The organism is Vibrio sp. R78045, from assembly GCF_042466085.1.
Classification (GTDB): Bacteria; Pseudomonadota; Gammaproteobacteria; order Enterobacterales; family Vibrionaceae; genus Vibrio; species Vibrio cyclitrophicus.
In genome coordinates, this window is record NZ_JAXHBS010000018.1 from 362,934 (window position 1) to 379,676 (window position 16,743).

At 43.4% G+C, this 16,743-nt stretch carries 14 protein-coding genes and 1 pseudogene; 7 read left to right on the top strand and 8 right to left on the bottom strand.

All coding sequences use genetic code 11. The features are described from left to right. Positions 1 to 122 precede the first annotated feature (122 nt). Both SJY39_RS23370 and SJY39_RS23375 read left to right on the top strand, forming a co-directional pair. Positions 123 to 683, top strand: coding sequence for a carbonate dehydratase (locus SJY39_RS23370; RefSeq protein WP_010441247.1), 561 nt, complete (start codon positions 123 to 125; stop codon positions 681 to 683). Next, complete coding sequence (locus SJY39_RS23375) at positions 673 to 1,680, top strand: GTP-binding protein (RefSeq protein WP_102392903.1); 1,008 nt, start codon at positions 673 to 675, stop codon at positions 1,678 to 1,680. Before SJY39_RS23370 ends, SJY39_RS23375 begins: the two co-directional genes overlap by 11 nt. Before the next feature lie 128 nt (positions 1,681 to 1,808). Here the strand turns inward: SJY39_RS23375 and SJY39_RS23380 are convergent, their stop codons facing one another. Together SJY39_RS23380 and SJY39_RS23385 are read right to left on the bottom strand one after the other, a co-directional pair. After that, on the bottom strand, positions 1,809 to 2,741 hold the full coding sequence (locus SJY39_RS23380) for an aspartoacylase (protein ID WP_016768014.1): 933 nt from the start codon (positions 2,739 to 2,741) through the stop codon (positions 1,809 to 1,811). 247 nt (positions 2,742 to 2,988) lie between these two features. Beyond that, positions 2,989 to 3,885 (bottom strand): EamA family transporter, encoded by an 897-nt coding sequence (locus SJY39_RS23385; protein WP_016768013.1) that lies wholly within the window; start codon positions 3,883 to 3,885, stop codon positions 2,989 to 2,991. Between the two features lie 104 nt (positions 3,886 to 3,989). On the opposite strand from SJY39_RS23385, the gene SJY39_RS23390 reads away from it, so the two are divergent. Together SJY39_RS23390 and cqsA are read left to right on the top strand one after the other, a co-directional pair. Beyond that, complete coding sequence (locus tag SJY39_RS23390) at positions 3,990 to 5,387, top strand: PLP-dependent aminotransferase family protein (protein WP_010441253.1); 1,398 nt, start codon at positions 3,990 to 3,992, stop codon at positions 5,385 to 5,387. Positions 5,388 to 5,595: 208 nt separating this feature from the next. Next, positions 5,596 to 6,777, top strand: a complete 1,182-nt coding sequence (gene cqsA, locus SJY39_RS23395; protein ID WP_016768012.1) for an alpha-hydroxyketone-type quorum-sensing autoinducer synthase — start codon at positions 5,596 to 5,598, stop codon at positions 6,775 to 6,777. A gap of 121 nt (positions 6,778 to 6,898) precedes the next feature. Here the strand turns inward: cqsA and SJY39_RS23400 are convergent, their stop codons facing one another. The 3 genes from SJY39_RS23400 to SJY39_RS23410 form a co-directional block, all read right to left on the bottom strand. Beyond that, positions 6,899 to 8,947 carry a response regulator gene (locus SJY39_RS23400; RefSeq protein ID WP_016768011.1) on the bottom strand — a complete coding sequence of 683 codons (2,049 nt, stop codon included), beginning with the start codon at positions 8,945 to 8,947 and terminating at the stop codon, positions 6,899 to 6,901. 355 nt (positions 8,948 to 9,302) lie between these two features. Continuing rightward, complete coding sequence (locus SJY39_RS23405; protein ID WP_016784527.1) at positions 9,303 to 9,518, bottom strand: hypothetical protein; 216 nt, start codon at positions 9,516 to 9,518, stop codon at positions 9,303 to 9,305. 318 nt (positions 9,519 to 9,836) lie between these two features. Then, positions 9,837 to 10,739 carry a Vmh family MBL fold metallo-hydrolase gene (locus SJY39_RS23410; protein WP_016768008.1) on the bottom strand — a complete coding sequence of 301 codons (903 nt, stop codon included), beginning with the start codon at positions 10,737 to 10,739 and terminating at the stop codon, positions 9,837 to 9,839. 209 nt (positions 10,740 to 10,948) lie between these two features. Between SJY39_RS23410 and SJY39_RS23415 the strand changes: the two genes are divergently transcribed. Together SJY39_RS23415 and SJY39_RS23420 are read left to right on the top strand one after the other, a co-directional pair. Further along, the gene (locus SJY39_RS23415; RefSeq protein ID WP_010441259.1) at positions 10,949 to 11,842 is read left to right on the top strand and encodes a LysR family transcriptional regulator; all 894 of its coding nucleotides are present in this window, start codon (positions 10,949 to 10,951) and stop codon (positions 11,840 to 11,842) included. Positions 11,843 to 11,973: 131 nt separating this feature from the next. After that, the gene (locus SJY39_RS23420) at positions 11,974 to 12,375 is read left to right on the top strand and encodes an ACT domain-containing protein (protein ID WP_010441262.1); all 402 of its coding nucleotides are present in this window, start codon (positions 11,974 to 11,976) and stop codon (positions 12,373 to 12,375) included. A gap of 104 nt (positions 12,376 to 12,479) precedes the next feature. Here SJY39_RS23420 and SJY39_RS23425 read toward each other — a convergent pair whose 3' ends face one another. The 3 genes and pseudogenes from SJY39_RS23425 to SJY39_RS23435 all read right to left on the bottom strand — a co-directional run bounded on the left by SJY39_RS23425 (position 12,480) and on the right by SJY39_RS23435 (position 15,846). Then, positions 12,480 to 14,366 carry a methyl-accepting chemotaxis protein gene (locus tag SJY39_RS23425; protein ID WP_010441264.1) on the bottom strand — a complete coding sequence of 629 codons (1,887 nt, stop codon included), beginning with the start codon at positions 14,364 to 14,366 and terminating at the stop codon, positions 12,480 to 12,482. Positions 14,367 to 14,442: 76 nt separating this feature from the next. Further along, positions 14,443 to 14,715, bottom strand: a pseudogene (locus SJY39_RS23430) (cytochrome c); the annotation flags it as partial. A gap of 414 nt (positions 14,716 to 15,129) precedes the next feature. Further along, complete coding sequence (locus SJY39_RS23435; protein ID WP_102285880.1) at positions 15,130 to 15,846, bottom strand: DUF1826 domain-containing protein; 717 nt, start codon at positions 15,844 to 15,846, stop codon at positions 15,130 to 15,132. 279 nt (positions 15,847 to 16,125) lie between these two features. Here SJY39_RS23435 and SJY39_RS23440 point away from each other — a divergent pair, with 279 nt between their 5' ends. Then, a complete protein-coding gene (locus tag SJY39_RS23440; protein ID WP_010441268.1) occupies positions 16,126 to 16,698 on the top strand; it encodes a YceI family protein in 573 nt (190 codons plus the stop codon). The last annotated feature ends 45 nt before the right edge of the window (positions 16,699 to 16,743 follow it).

Below are 16,743 nucleotides of genomic sequence, written 5' to 3' on the forward strand. Positions count from 1 at the left end.
TATTCAAAGTCGTTATACGGAAATAATTCATATATAAAGCAATTAGCATCTAAAACAGTTAGTACGCAAGCAATTAGTACGCAAACAATCAATAAATTAAGCACTCAACAAAAGAATTCAATATGTTAAGAAGAAACCCTAGCGGTCATATGCCAGAGGTGTCGGAGACGGCCTTCATTGACCCAACCGCCATCATCTGTGGCAAGGTGATCATCGAAGATAATGTGTTCATTGGCCCTTACGCCGTGATCCGAGCTGATGAAGTTAATGAACAAGATGACATGGAGCCCATAGTAATTAAGCGCGATACCAACATTCAAGATGGTGTGGTTATTCACTCTAAAGCTGGTGCGGCGGTAACGATTGGAGAACGATCATCGATCGCTCATCGTTCTATCATTCACGGTCCTTGTGAAGTCAGTGATGACGTATTTATTGGCTTTAACTCGGTAGTGTTTAATGCCTTTATAGGCAAAGGCTGTGTGATTCGCCATAACTGCGTGGTAGACGGGCATGATTTGCCTGAAAACTTCCATGTACCACCGATGACCAATATTGGCTCAGGGTTTGATTTGAATAACATCTCAAAGGTGCCACCTGAATATTCAGCATTTTCAGAATCAGTGGTTTCTGCCAACCATACTTTGGTTCAAGGTTATAGGAGAATGGCTAATGAGCTCTGATCATTCACCTGTATTAGGGGTTCCAACCAACATCATTACCGGGTTCCTTGGCGTAGGTAAAACCTCGGCAATCCTCAACTTAATGAAACACAAACCAACAAATGAGCGCTGGGCGGTCTTGGTGAATGAGTTTGGGGAAATTGGCGTCGATGGTAGCTTGTTTCAAGGCAACCAAAGCAAACAACAACAAATTTTCATTCGAGAAGTGCCCGGTGGTTGTATGTGTTGCGCGGCTGGCTTGCCTATGCAGATAGCACTTAATCAGTTATTGTCAGAAGCGAAACCGGATCGCTTATTGATTGAGCCAACGGGGCTTGGTCACCCTAAAGAAGTGTTGCAGGTCTTATCTTCAGAGCATTACCGACAAGTGTTATCGCTACAGAAGAACATTACTTTGGTCGATGCACGTAAACTTTCAGATACCCGCTACTCTGATCACGATACCTTCAATCAACAAATCGCCATTGCTGATACCATCGTAGGGAACAAAGTCGATCTCTACCAAAATGGTGACGCTGAAAAACTGGCGGAGTACGTCGCTCAATTTTGTCACCCCGAGACAAAACTAGTTTTCGCTCACCACGGCAATATTCCTCAAGCTGAATTTGATGGAAACACCAGCTTTTATCGTCATCAAGCAGATGAACACCATCATCATCACCAAAACGATAAGCCGCTCGCCTCTGAGTTGCCGATGCCAAAAAGTGGCATGATAAGAGCAACTAACCAAGGTGAAGGATTTGAAAGTGTGGGTTGGCGATTTTCACCCGAAAAACAGTTCGACCACCAGCGCTTACGAAATTTTTTAGTGGGCTTGAAAGCGGAACGAATGAAAGCGGTGTTCATTACACAAAGTGGTATCTTCGGTTACAACTTAACAGAAGATGGTTTGACGGAGTCGGAGCTGGATGATTGTCTTGAAACCAGAATTGAAGTGATCGGACATAACATAGACAATGACTTAGAAAGCCAATTACTCACGTGCTTGGTTAACTGATTAAGCGCGCAGCAAAACACTGATAATCCAAAGTACTCATGAGTGTAGCGAATCGCGGCACTCATGAGTTTTGCTAACAGTTAACTGGTTATTAGATTAACGATTTAATCGATTAACTTATCAACGCACTAACTGACCGAAACTAACCGTTTCTCTGCCAATGCCATTGCAACGTTCGCTTTAGCATAAGCGCTCTCGTTAATGAAGTGTGGGTATATGTCTTGCTCACGCTCCCAAGAAACATCATAGCCAAAGAATGTCGCTAACAACGGTTCACCTTGCTTGACTACCTCGAAGTCTCGGCCACATATTTTTGGGTGCACCGTAGCGATTCTCATACCATCTTTATCAAGTGGTACATTCACCTCTTCAACATAGAAAAACGCACTGTAATCTTTCAATTCTTTAATCTGTTTAAGGTTTTGCTTCTCTACGTAATCCAATACAGCAGTCAACATCTGCTTCATCAGTGTAAGCGTTTCGAACCTGAGCGAACCATGTGCTTGAGCCCCGACTTCGATCATCACGCCATACTTCCCTGCTGTGCAAAGGTATGGCTGTTCATCCCACGGTTTCCTATCTTCAAACAAAATGTTGGCATCAGGCATACGCTGCTTCACGTATGAACCCATTTTTTGATAGAAAGAATCATTCGATAGCAAAATCAATGTCGCGCCCATATTGCTGGTTGTATTGTGTAGATCAACAATTAACTGTTGCTCACTTCCCACATGTTGATCAACAAACCATTGCGCGACCGCATGCTCAGCGGAATCTGAAGAAAGGTCTTCATTTACACTTGAAAATAGACGATTTAGATCCGTTTCAATATATCGCACATTCTGCTCTACTGCCTTTGGATTAGCGATGACAGAAGTAGTAGAAAACGTCGAACGATCCGCCGAATACAAACGATCTTTAATCAGCTTATTCAGGTAGATACCTGAAAGTTCGTTACCGTGAGTTCCGGCAACCAGTAAGAGTTGGTTAATGCTATCCATGTAATTGATGTCCAAATATTGAGTGATAAAACCACACGTTAAAATGATACGATATAACATAACAATTACTGATACAGTTCTCCAGACAACTCCGAAATATTTTCTGTAGTTATTCCAGAACAAACATTCCAAAACAGATGGTTCTCGGCTGACACCCCAAAGCAGAATTGACAAATGGAGATGAACAAGACCTCGTATTTACGAGGCCTTAAATTTTAAACTCAACGTTGTAACTTGGTTTGCAGCGTTCTATTTGATTTACAACGCTGCACCGAGCTTAATACGTGTTACATCAAGGCTTTATCGTTTACGACTGTTTCGCGAGTTTATCTGTCACCGTAGAGCTATTGGTTTTTTCTGGTCTTACTATCAAGCCAATCCCCACAAGAAACAGCGCAGACGCAACAACTTGAGCCGCAGATAACACTTCGTCATACATAAAGTAGCCACTGATTAGCGCAAAGATTGGCACAAGTAAGGTTAACGGCGCTGTCGTACTAAGTGGATACTGAATCAACATCTTGTTCCAGACCCAATAACCAAACAAGGTGGTTGGGTACGCTTGGAAAACAACCGCGACGGTGGTGCTCCAATCCCACAACTCTATTCCCTGCCAAATAATCTGCTCACCATGCAACATCACAGCAAACAACACCAATGGAATGGGCGCAAACAACATGCCCCACACGTTAAACGCAAAAGCTTGAGTCGTTTTCGATGCCTTTACAATTACACCCATTAAAGTCCAACTGCACGCCGCAATCATAATCAAGATAACACCATTCAGGGTCACATTACCCGTAGCAGCAGATACCAATACCGCTAGTGCGCACATCGCTAACACTGCTCCCATTAGCTTACGTACTGACGCACTCTCTTTGAAAACCCATACACCCACCGCCATACCAATTAATACATTAGTTGAAAGCAACACTGATGACAGCCCCGAAGACAAGCCCGCTGTAATAGACCACGAAGCCATACCCCAGATGCCAACACCGAACACAAAGCCGTAACTCACTAGATAGCGCCAAGCGACATTAGGTCTCGCCACGAAAAAGATCACCGGAATCACTGCCAAAGCGAAGCGGGCCGCCGTTGCTAATAGGGGGTGGACATTCGTAACACCCATTTTGATCATTGAGAAGTTGAACCCCCAAATTGCCATGACAAACACAGCTAACAACAAATCATTTCTTTTCATACTCACCCCTCTTTTATTTTGGAAGAGTATCCCTTGAACAACAAAACCAGTACAGATACAATTTTTACAATAAAAACCAGTACAGTTAGTGATAGGTCGTGCCGATGAGTATCTACAGAAAGCTTGCTAATCAGTTTATTGATGAGATTGAAGCAGGGAAAAGACCCGAAGGTGGGCGTATGCCTTCGCTTCGTCAGTTGGCGAAACAACAAGCGATCAGTATGTCGACGGTGGTGAGCTGTTACCAAGAGCTAGAATCTCAAGGTTGGATCCACTCACGACCTCAAGCTGGGTATTTTGTTTCACCACATAAACCTTCTCATTCAACCCCTGAATGGGCACAGTTTGAAAGCAAGGTGTCCATCGTTAAGCAAACCTCTTCGACACATAACACCACTAATGGCCCTTTGGGTGTATCCAGTACCACCAACGATGAGCAAACAACCATTGAGTTGGAGCGCAGCTTTCGTCGCTCAATCAAACGGATGGGTGGTAGGCTCAATCATTATCCTGATACACAGGGTGAGCCGATGTTACGACAGGCGCTTTCTACCCACTTCGCCAAACTCGACCTACACTTTGCGTCCGAGGATATGGTGGTAACCGCTGGTTGTATGTCGGCCATTAAAGCGGCTCTGGAATCGTGTACCAAACAAGGCGACACGATTGCGATAAGCTCGCCTTGCTTCAATGGGATACTAGAATTATTGGGAAGAATGTCGCGCAAGATCATAGAGATCCCGTCTTTAGATGACGGTGTCGACCTACAACAACTGGAAACCCATCTTAAAAACAAACAGGTTGATGCTGCGATATTCTGTACGTCACATATGAATCCTCAAGGGATCAATATGTCAGCAAACCAAAAACAAAAACTCGCTGAGTTAGCTAACCAATATCAAACCCCGATCATTGAAGATGATGTCTATCTAGAGCTTTCCTATTCCTCGCATACCCCGCTACCTGCAAAATATTATGACAAAGGTGGTTATGTATTATGGTGTGGTTCAGTGTCTAAGAGCCTTTCGCCAAGCTATCGGTTAGGGTGGTGTCTACCCGGCAGATACATCGAGGAATACAAGGCTCAGTTCTCTGCAGCGAGTTATGGTGTTGCTCTGCCCACGCAACTTGCTGTTGCTGACTTTATTGAATCAGGCCAATACGCGAAACATGTTAGAAGAAGACGTACTCAGCTCCTTTTATTAAGGCAGCAATACCTGAGCTATTTAAGCCAACACCTTCCTAAAGGCGTGAAAATAAGTAATCCTCAAGGTGGAATGGTGTTGTGGTTACAAATCCCAAGCCTTGATCAACACACTTTTTCAGAAGGTATCGTTCAGCAACAGATAGATATCCGACTTGGGCAACTATTCAGCACTCTAGATCTGTATAGCAACTGCCTACGGATCAATATGGGTTACTCCATTGAAGGGCAAACAAAGCAGCAATTGGATGATTTGATTCAACTTATCCACCAATGTTCAAATGCCAAGCCCGTATGACTTTTAACGGAAAAATAGTGATTAGTCTGCATAAAAAACCAAGTTAGAATTCCGAACAGTAAGGAGAAACACACGCCTTAAAACCCTTAAATGTCGAGTTTGCAAGGGTGCGCCAAATTATGCAACTTGACTAATGACAGCTCATTTATTTTCTTCAATATACCTCCCGTCAGCGCTGGCGTTTTTTTGTATTCGAAGAGAACTTATTATGAGTGATAAATCTAAAAACAAACCACTACCTTCCTTTATTGAAGAACGCTTGAACTTCTATATTCAAGATCTCATTACACAAAACGAAAGCCAAAAACATTTGGTATTGGGGAGTCACCCCAGCCATGACGCAGTGGTAATGCAAAGCAACGATTACCTATCTTTGTCGCACAATGAACAAATCCAGAAAGCACATCGGGACGCAATTTCACAACACGATGACAATGTGGTGATGTCTGCCATCTTCTTACAAGATGAACAGTCGAAACCTGCATTTGAAACCGATCTGGCTAACTTTATGGGAATGGAAAGCTGCTTGCTCTCTCAATCAGGTTGGTCGGCTAACATTGGCTTATTGCAAACGATCTGCCCTCCTAATATGCCTGTGTATATCGATTTTTTTGCACACATGTCCCTATGGGAGGGTATTCGTGCCGCTGGTGCAACTGGCCACCCATTTATGCACAACAACATGAATCACCTTCGTAAACAGATTCAGCGTTATGGTTCGGGTGTGATTGTAGTCGACTCGGTTTACAGCACCATAGGTACGGTAGCCCCACTCCGCGACATCTACGAAATGGCGCAAGAGTTTGACTGTGCCTTGGTCGTCGATGAATCCCATTCACTAGGCACTCATGGTTCAAATGGTGCTGGTTTGGTTCAGGCATTAGGGCTGACTAACAAAGTGGATTTCATTACCGTCAGCTTGGCCAAAACCTTTGCCTATCGCGCTGGCGCTATACTCGGCCCTAAGCGATTATCGGAGACATTACCCTTTGTCGCTTACCCTGCTATTTTTAGCTCGACCGTACTACCACAAGAAGTTATCCGCTTAGAAAAGACTTTAGAGGTTATTAAAGCCTCTGATGATAAGCGAGACACCTTGTTCAAACGCGCTAAAGCACTGACTACAGGGCTAAAGCGAATCGGTTTTAACATTCGCAGTGAATCTCAGATTGTGGCATTAGAATGTGGCAGTGAAAGCAACACTGAGCGTGTACGTGACTTCTTAGAAGAGCGTGACGTGTTTGGTGCGGTATTTTGTCGGCCAGCAACAGGCAGAAACAAAAACATCATCCGCTTTTCGATTAACGCAGACATGACGCCGCGGGACATCGACCATGTTCTCACAGCATGCCAAGAGGCTTTTAATCACCCTGACTTAGAGTTCGTATAAACAGCCACGCTAATCAATAAAACGGCAGGACGGAATGGAAGCTATCATGTCCAATACAAAAAGAGCCCAGCATATCGCTGAGCTCTTTCTTGTCGTCTTATCTGTTTTAAACGATTAAAAGCTAAATCCACAGCGCGATTTTGTCAAACAGTCGGTTCTTGTCTGCTGGCTTAACAATGAAATCAGACATACCGGAAGAATCCATCTTCTCTAAGGTGACGGGAGAACTGTCTCCAGTATGTGCAATAATAGGCACCGATGAGTACGCTTTGTTAGCATTTCTAATACGGCGAGAAGCTTCAACACCATCCATAATTGGCATTTCAATATCCATCAGGATCAAATCGATATCGTCGGTATCCAACGCATCTAGTGCCTGCTGGCCATCCTCTTTCTGGATCACATCAAAGCCCTGTTTTTCCAAAAGCATCGCAGTAAAGCGGCGTAAAGATTCATTGTCATCGACCACCATAATGGTGCGTTTGTTCGCGGTATCTAATGGCGCCGCAGACGCAGCTGGTATCACATAGTTCGAATCAAACAACAAGCGGTCCATTGTCGGCTGCGTATTCAAAAGCCAAACTTGCGTTTCAACCCATACAGGTTCAAAAGAGACATTACGAACCCGTTTAATTGGGTGATTCTCAAACAAGTAGACGATTCGAGACTCTGTGAATGAAAGCAACGACTCAATTTTATCAAGACAACTGGCTCTTAAATCTAAACTCTCCATATCGACAAAAATCAAATCGAACTCAAATTGATACTCTTTTTTATTGAGCGTTGATGCTATGTCTAGAATCGTCAGCTCAAACCCCATCGTGCCAGCTAATTCCTTAGCTTTCGTGACCAATATATTTTGCTCACTCACAAACAACACATTTTTTAACTTAGCCAGTTCACTCTTAATATCTTTCACTGTATTTGAAGTCAACGCCGGGAAAATCATCGTAAACTGGGTCCATTCATCGACTTCAGACTGACACTTAATTTCGCCACCAAACGAGCTCATTACCTTTTGGCAGAAGGGTAAGCCCAATCCATAGTTACCCGATTTACCCGTTGTATAAAAATCTTGAAAGATACGGCGAATCTCATCACTTGGAATACCTGAACCGTTATCTGTCACCACGATTTGGTTGACCATCTCATCGCTTTGCATAGTGACATGAATATGAAAATCTTCAGGACTACGATGATGGAACGCGTTCTTGAACAAGTTATACATCACATACTTCAGTAACGTGTCGCTGCCTAAGAAACTAAACTCACCCTTCACATCCAAAGATATTGCTTGTCTGTCTAATGCACGCTTGTAGTTGAAACTCTCTATCGCATCCTCGACGACCGTTTTAGCTGAATGCTTCTTGAAGGTAGAACGAGAGACACGGTTTTCATCGATGGAAGTCAGTAACAGATCAATGGTTTCGTTGCCAGAATGAATGATCTCCATTGCCTCGTCACCCACCTCGCGAAGCTGCCTTACTTCTTGATCGCTCAGCTCATATTGTCCTTTGTGATGACCAGCTTTTGGATTCGGTAATATCGATTGCATTACATCTATAGACGTCAATAAACCACTTAAAGGGTTTCGCATTTCATGCGCAATACCCGCACCAAAAGACTTCGCCAACGACACCTTGGCTTCGTGCTCTACCTGGTTTCGGAAGTAGAATAAGTTACCGAACAAATAGATGAACAAAAAGATAGGCACATGCGTCCAATCCATTGAGAGTTCGAGATAGAAACCTTGAGCGACCCATGCGCCCAATGTGGCGATGGCTATTCCAGCAAAAGTCTGTGCGAACATCACTTTTGTTACATGAACCAGCAAGATATGCAGGAAGATGGCAGACATGAACGACATTACCCAAACATTGGACCAATTGTTCATTAACAACATGAAGAAAAAGAAACACGGCAAGCAGAGTGTAATGGCAACTTGATAATAAGCCGGAAGATATTTTCGCCATTCAAACGGGACTCGATTACGATAAATGATCCCAAAGAACAGTACCGAGCATAACAAACGTACGGTCAGGTTTTCATATGGCTGAGGGAACAAAAACTCCCAAACAACATAATAAGCCGGAAAGCCGATAAGGCCCATCCAACCCACCAAGGTGAGGTTTGGTTCTGCGTACTGGTAAACTTTACGAATCGCATTCATATAAAATACTTTTCTTCCTAAGCCCTAACGTTTGATTATTTTATGATTCAATTTTGTTTTTATATTTGTGCGCGGATTATATTATATATCTCTTCCACTCAGTGTGGTTTCAATCAAATATATATCAGTGTTTTGCTTTTTAAGGGTAGATTTGTGGTCAGTGTAAGTTCTCATAAAAGCAATAAGACCCTCTAGCCGATACAATACCATATTCCCTATCTAATATATCAACCAACTTTATGAGTGAATCCGTATCCTGCCAATCTACTATTGCTGGGCCCACAACAAATAGTAGCAACTGCAACAAGGCAAGGTACGATCTTTGACACATTTTAGTGTCCTTCGAATATCGACTTTATAGAGCAGTAATAGGTTTGGCGTAATCCAACATTTCGTCAAAATATGGGTTATAGGCAAGCCTTGCTGGACCCTCCCTAGCTCCTTTTATCCCCAACGGTTCATCACTATTCAAACAAGCTTTATAGTCAAGAGGAGCAGTGCTGTTACGACGCATCTGGAATTGACCATTAGCGCCATAATAGAAGTTGTCTTCACGGTACAACAAGCTCATGTGAGAGAAGTTACTGATGCGTTTTGACGGTACGCGACTATCAAATGGCTAGCCAATTGCTATCGCTGAGTTATACACATGCCTCACCTCAATAAGAGATTGACTATCGGCATACCTTTATTGAACCAACGCAGTGCAAAAAAAAAGCGCTCCTAAGTAGGAGCACTTTTGGTTTTTTGATACTTCCTGTATCCGTAGACAAGTCCAATCTGTAGTACCTTCACTGAAAGCCAGATCATCGATATCTCCAGTTGTGTATCAACTTAAATCTAGCACACAATCTTCAAGCTTTTCTGAGATACAACCGAGATAAAGAACTTAGTGCCACTCCATCTCACCACTTAGCACCTTGGCACCCAGTTCTAGGTCGCCTTCTGTTGCCTTAAATTGTGGGTATGCTTTCTTCATGTGATCACTGATATCAATAGACGTTGGATTACTTGTGCTTACCAGTGCCTTTTCAATGTCTGCCACATAATCCACCGTAAATTGAACACCGTTAGTGCCCGTTGGCATTTCACCTAAGTAGTGGCCTGGAATAACAACTTCAGGCTCAAGTGCCTTCATGCGTTCTAAAGATTGTGACCACTGGCTACGAATCTCTTTCGATGCAGTATCAGCCATCCATACATGCACTCCACTGTATACCGACACGCCACCAAACACCGTTTGTTCTGATGGCACCCACAAGTAAGCTTGGTGTGTGTTGATTTCTTTTACTTCGATAGTTTCGCCTTCTAGGCTGAGTGTTGTGTCGTTCAATACCGTCGGAACAATCACTTTAGATGGCGCACTGTCATCCAAGATTGGGCCCCAATATGCCAACTTCGCGTCTTTAGTGCGCTTAATGTGTGCAACTACCGCTTCGCTAGCGACAACATCTACGTGAGGAAATGCCGAAACTAACGGTTCCAAACCAAAGTAAAAATCCGGATCGCCACTGCTGATGTAAATCATTGATAGCTCTTTACCAGTAGCTTTAATTTGTTCAACCAACTTTTCTCCATCTGCGACACTAAACTGAGCATCGAACAGAATCACTTCCTTTTCACCTGAGACTAAGACTGAACTTGCTGGAAATATCGCATTTTCACCGGGATTATAGTGAGTGATCGTTAAATCCCCCGCAGACACTGCACTTGATGCCGCCAGTATGGTTCCTAGACTCATCGTTCTTAACAGCGCGGTTTTTGATAAAAGGATCTTAGATAACTTTGTCATAGTTTTATTCCGTAATTTAAAACTGAATATCGATCAGCTCATTGAGTATGTGAACATCTTATTTGATTGAATTTAGATTAAATAGACATCATATTGACTTTCACTGTTGCACTTTTCGAACATATCGTAGTTTTCAGAGACATTGATTTCAGAGATACTGGTTTATAAACAAGTAATCAGACCAATTAGATTCTTTAGGCGGAACAACAATGGATAAACTTGAAGCAATGAATGTCTTTGTCACCATAGTCGAACGTGGCAGTTTGAGTGCAGCGGCAGAGCACCTTGATCTTTCTCGGACCAAGGTTACGCGCTATTTGGGAGAACTGGAAAGCTGGATGGACACACGCTTGCTTCATCGAACGACTCGTAGACTGAGTTTAACCAGCGCCGGAAAAGAGACACTAGAAGTCGCCAGAGAGCTACTGGCCCTTGAGGCATCATTAGCGGGAATCAGAAACCAAAATCGAGAAGACTTGAAAGGGCAACTTCGAATCACCGCGAGCTACTCCATTGTCGATAGTTTCTTGATGGATGCAATCAACCGCTTTATTACCAAATGGCCAGAGGTTTCTATCGATGTTATTTCTACCGACCAAACCGTTAATCTCGTTGAGTCACGTATCGATTTGGCCATTCGAATCACTAACGAACTGACACCCAATATTGTCGCTAAACAGCTAGGTGAATGTCGCTCCGTGATATGTGCCTCGCCGCAGTATTTGCAAAAAAAGGGAACACCAGCAAACGCACAAGATTTAGCTCATCACAATTGTCTATCGTTCAGTTACTTTGGTCGAACAGCTTGGACGTTCCATGGTCCTAACGGTTCTGAATCAGTACCAATCAAAGGGAATATCAGTGCCAACACATCTGAAGTATTACTGTCGGCCACACTAAAGGGAAATGGAATCAGCATGTTACCCTTCCCTTCTGTCGAGGCCTTAGTGCGTCAAGGCCAATTAGTACAGCTATTGCCAGAGTGGAAACCAAAAATACTTGGTGTGCATGCTATTTATGGAACACGTAAACAAGTAACGCCATTGTTAAGAGCTTTTATCGATCACTTATCCAGTGAAATGGAACAATCTAAAAGCTGGTAGGCTGCCTACGTTATTAATATAACTGATGACTAATTAGAATTATTAATTTTACTTATAACCAGCTAAATCCTATCGTGGTGACATGATTCAAAGCACATCAAAGTTCATCTATACCCATAAGGAAAGAGATTATGACCGCCATTACCGATTTAGATATTCTGCTGAAATCGATGTCACCAGAGCTCATTGAAGGTAGCTATGTTTTTTGTACTGTTGACGGAGTGTTAGCTGACTATGTTGAGTTAAACCCGATCTCAACTTTTCGCGAAAAAGAAGGCTTAACGTTGGTATTAACTGAAGACGCTGCGACTCAAGCTCAACTCAATTTTGAAGGCGTGTTTAGCCTTATTACTTTATCCGTACACTCTAGCCTTGAAGCAGTTGGCTTAACGGCTGCTTTTGCTACCAAGCTTGGTTCATATGGCATTAGTGCCAACGTTATTGCGGGTTACTATCACGACCATATCTTCGTTCAAAAAGACAAAGCGGATGCGGCAATGAGCGCACTTAGAGAGTTTTCAGAAGCAGAATAAAGCTTGAGCAAACAATTAAGATACAAAAAAAGCGACGTAATATACGTCGCTTTGGCGCGTTGCTAACCACTCGTTCACCGATCAGGCATCAGCGAACAAAGCGATTAAGCAAGCTTAAACGTTGCTACTTTGTCACTTAGGCCAGCAGCTTGGTTCTTAAGTTCGTTAGACTCAGCCAAACTGTCTTGTGCACCCACAACCAAGTGGTCAGTCACATCCTTGATGGTCGTTATGTTTTGAGTAATCTCACCCGTCACGTGTGTTTGTTCTTCCGCTGCGGTTGCAATTTGCGTCGCCATATCGCTTATCAAAGCTACAGCCGTGTTGATCTCTTCCAGGGCATGCGAAGCTCTATCGGCATCTTCTACTGAATGCAATGCGAGCTTAGAACTACTCTCCATTAGTTCAACGGCTTGGCCTGTAGTTTTCTGCAGAATATCAATCGTCGATTTAATCTCTTCAGTCGAAGAATGAGTACGCTGCGAAAGCACCCGCACTTCATCAGCTACGACCGCAAAACCACGCCCTTGTTCACCAGCGCGAGCCGCTTCAATCGCAGCATTCAAAGCAAGTAAGTTGGTTTGTTCGGCAATGCCTTGGATCGTTGCCAATACCGTCGAGATCTCTTGAGCATGTTTGTTCAGTTCACTGATTACATTACCCGCTTCGTTCACCTCATTAGCTAAGTTATTGATCGAACCTTTGGTGTCGACTACCAGAGCGTGACCACTGTTGGTGCTCGTCGCTGAGTCTTGCGCTGCTTTTGCGGTTTGTTCTGCGTGTGAGGCAATCTCTTGCGTTGCACTAGCCATTTCTGTCACAGCTGTCGCGACCATCGTGATTTCTTGTTGTTGGTGATTGAGCTCGTTCACCGAACGGTTCGCACGCTGAGTACTTTGCTCTGATTGGCTGTTGAGTTGTTCTGATTGACCACGAATATGACCAATCAACTGCTGTAAACTACCAACAAACGTATTGAAGTTATTGGCTAACTCGCCGACTTCGTCTTGGTTTTCAACATGAATACGCTGAGTTAAATCACCACTACCATTGGCAATTTGTGCCAAGGCTTTCGAAACATGGTTAAGTGGACGGAATAGAATCGTACACAACAGGTTAAACAACACAGTACATACAATAACAACCAGTAACGTCACCAAAACTTGCCCCATCACTGCATCAAACAGTGGCGCTACCAACGAATTATGGTTCACCACGCTAACCGTAATCAGGTTGGTTCCCTCAATCGCGCTTGCATAAAGCACGTAATCAGTGCCATTCAACTCAATACTTATATCTTTTCTACTCGCTAGTGCTTTTTGTACATCCGAAAAGTCCAATCCTAGCGAGCTAATATCTTTGTTCAGTAACTTAGTGTCTGGGTGAGTGTAGACCGTGCCCTTGTTGGTCGCGATAAACATATACCCTTCACCAGGAAGAATCACTTTTTCAAGGCTGTTAAGAATGTCGGTAATCTCAACATCTGCACCTAACACCACTTGTTGACCATGCAATTGCATTGCGGTTCCTAGTGAAACAACATTAGCGCCCGTCGCAGCGGCCACCGTTGGATTGTCCATGAAGACTTTACTTGGGTTCGCTACCGCGTTTGTGTACCAACCCCATTGGCGAGGGTCATCATTACCCGGTGGCAGTACCACTCCGTTCGCGTTCTTTTGTGAGCCATCCGGAAAGGCCAAGAACACATTATCAAAAGATGCGGAATCACGAACTTGTTTAAGGTGAGTTACCAAACTTTCTTGTTTTGATTCTTTCGAAAGAGAAGTCAGCGCGCGCTCTTTAGATAAGATCCAATCCGAAACATATTGATTGTAAGATGCCGACGTGCCTTCTAAACGTTGTGCAACTTCAACATCAAGTCGTTGTAATGAAGCACGAAAAGATAGAGCTTCGACCAAAATCCCCCCCAGGATGATGGCCATGCTAGCTGAGATCGCTAACTTATTCTTAAGCGAGAGTTTCTTGAACATAGGAAACCTATAATGTGGAAGTAAAAAAACGTGGCGAACAAATTGGTTGCCAAAACGGTTGCAAGCTGAATATATTTTACGCTTTAAAATAAATAATGAAACCGACGACAGGTTGTATTATTGATATGTGTGAACGATGACAGCCTTTGCAAGTGGCTTGCGCTGCTTCCAGCCCTGATCCCGCTAACGATACATCACGACTTTGACTGCCTCGGTAGAGTTTCTGAAAACCCTGATCCATTTGCCCAAGTAGTCGATTGAATTTCTCCGGTTGGTTCCAAACACTCTCTTTTGCTTTACTCCCCTCTTGACTGCCCAACGGAAACAACGTCAATAACGCTTGGCTATGTGTTGTTAGCTTTAAACTGGTTTATTCCAGCGTCTGCTAATTTGTATCGTTACCATCCAAAGTGTCATTGGCTTTCTTAACTAAGGTTTCAACCTGTGTAAAAGCGTATTGGCGGTGTTCAATCTAGAGCAGAAGAACGAACCAATAAATGAAGCGCTTAATAAACAGCAAACCACTCGTTGGTTAAGCCATGTAATTGCGAATGATGCAGCAAGGGCATTTAACACAGAACTCAAGAAACATGGATTAACCATCGCTCTTTGAATACTGATCTAACCGACAATGGGCGTGCGATCCAAGAAGGTCTATTACCGTTCCCTGCTCAAATCCATCAACAATACCTAAGTGTATTAGAACCCGGGAACAACAAGAGATGAGTCGTTTACTGAAAATAGTCTCGCGAATGTAGTGTGACTAACCAAAATCCAAAGTCAACAATAGCCGCGTCTCGTCTGGAGCAGTGACTGGTGACCGATGGACAAGGCCAGCGTTTTCGTTTCCACCCCAGCGCTCACCCTTTAACAGAGCAACATCGCCACTTGAGAGTTCCTGAATATCAGACTCGTGACTGTACAGCCCTGAAGCTGAATCAGGTTGTCCGTTGCTTCCACGACCTAGCTTTGAGCGATCTACCGCATAGTTCGGCAGCCATTGAGTTGCAGTGCCGTGATAGGTAGTTACTAGGCGACAAGGCACTTGGTCAAAATGGAAGCGTGGACACATCGCTTGATTCAAAACCGCTAAACGTAACCCTACTTCTTCAAGCTCGAACAAACAACAAAACATATCCACCAGCTCCACCATATTACCTAACAGAGCCTTTGAAGCCGTTCCATCTGTCGCAAACTCTAGCTTCTCATAAGCATTCTCTGGTGACAGGTTAATAGATTTACTGAAGTTTGGGTTCAAAGCGATAAATTCACTGATTTCACCCGTTAGTTCTTGATCAAAGTTACGCTGCCAAATCGCGATATTGATATCACTTTGATAGATGTCGGCTAATACAGTTGGCTGCTCAGAAGCACTAGAACCCGCATTGTGACTCGCTTGATCTTTGATACTTACGGCTGAACTAATGTTGGGTGGCTGATTGCTATTGCTTGCCAAAGGCTTCGTTAAAACGGCATTCATTACGTAATCTCCTTGCGCATTCTTTTCGCCTCACTCTTACTTTTATCATTAATATCTAAATGTAAGAGTGAAATTATAGATATGTTATAACATAACAAATGGTATACGAACAACTAGCAGATCATGGTTCCAATAATATGGCGATGTACTCACTTACCTAGGGTAATTTGTTGCACGCTGGTCTAAGCTTTTATTTATCTTTCTTTTCAAAAAGATATTCAAAAAGCAAACTGGTTTATAACGTTAGACTGGTAAATTCAGCAACTTGGTGACCCAACTATGAAAAAACTAATCTCTACGCTCGGTCTCTTTTATGCCGTTATCTCCGCTCAATCTTTCGCGGAAAGCGGCTACACGTTAGATTCAGAATTATCAAATATCACCTTCGCAACCATTAAAAAGCAGTTTGTTGTTGAGCCCGCGTCGATCAAAGCGTCATCAGGAGGGCTCACAAAAGATGGCCAGTTTTCTATAATGTTGGACCTAAAGAGCCTAAGCACTGGCATAGCGATTCGTGACCAGCGACTCAATGAACTCTACTTTGAATCCATGACTTTCCCTGAGGTGAAGATAGCCGGGAAAATTGACCCATCAATACTTTCTAGCGATCCGCAAAACACGACCATCTCAGCCGAAGTCACTTTACATGGTATGACAAAGAAAATTGATTTCCCTGTTGTTGTAATTCCGACGGACGGTTTTGTTATGGTCAATTCTGCTTCTACCATCATTGTAAACGGCGCTGATTTTGGAATATCGACAGATAACCTAAACAAGCTTTCAGCGACGGTTGGCGGATTAGCCCTTTCAGACAAGATCCCATTAAGTTTCAATCTTATCTTCGAGAAATAGTTTTTTACCCCCCCTTAGCTCCCCTTAGCTCCCCTTCAGCCAGTC

Coding starts and splice junctions, on each gene's coding strand:
- SJY39_RS23380 (WP_016768014.1), bottom strand. CDS start 2,741: ATGTTATATCGTATCATTTTAACGTGTGGTTTTATCACTCAATATTTG.
- SJY39_RS23420 (WP_010441262.1), top strand. CDS start 11,974: ATGACCGCCATTACCGATTTAGATATTCTGCTGAAATCGATGTCACCA.
- SJY39_RS23400 (WP_016768011.1), bottom strand. CDS start 8,947: ATGAATGCGATTCGTAAAGTTTACCAGTACGCAGAACCAAACCTCACC.
- SJY39_RS23425 (WP_010441264.1), bottom strand. CDS start 14,366: ATGTTCAAGAAACTCTCGCTTAAGAATAAGTTAGCGATCTCAGCTAGC.
- SJY39_RS23415 (WP_010441259.1), top strand. CDS start 10,949: ATGGATAAACTTGAAGCAATGAATGTCTTTGTCACCATAGTCGAACGT.
- SJY39_RS23410 (WP_016768008.1), bottom strand. CDS start 10,739: ATGACAAAGTTATCTAAGATCCTTTTATCAAAAACCGCGCTGTTAAGA.
- SJY39_RS23370 (WP_010441247.1), top strand. CDS start 123: ATGTTAAGAAGAAACCCTAGCGGTCATATGCCAGAGGTGTCGGAGACG.
- SJY39_RS23375 (WP_102392903.1), top strand. CDS start 673: ATGAGCTCTGATCATTCACCTGTATTAGGGGTTCCAACCAACATCATT.
- SJY39_RS23440 (WP_010441268.1), top strand. CDS start 16,126: ATGAAAAAACTAATCTCTACGCTCGGTCTCTTTTATGCCGTTATCTCC.
- SJY39_RS23435 (WP_102285880.1), bottom strand. CDS start 15,846: ATGAATGCCGTTTTAACGAAGCCTTTGGCAAGCAATAGCAATCAGCCA.
- cqsA (WP_016768012.1), top strand. CDS start 5,596: ATGAGTGATAAATCTAAAAACAAACCACTACCTTCCTTTATTGAAGAA.
- SJY39_RS23390 (WP_010441253.1), top strand. CDS start 3,990: ATGAGTATCTACAGAAAGCTTGCTAATCAGTTTATTGATGAGATTGAA.
- SJY39_RS23385 (WP_016768013.1), bottom strand. CDS start 3,885: ATGAAAAGAAATGATTTGTTGTTAGCTGTGTTTGTCATGGCAATTTGG.
- SJY39_RS23405 (WP_016784527.1), bottom strand. CDS start 9,518: ATGAGCTTGTTGTACCGTGAAGACAACTTCTATTATGGCGCTAATGGT.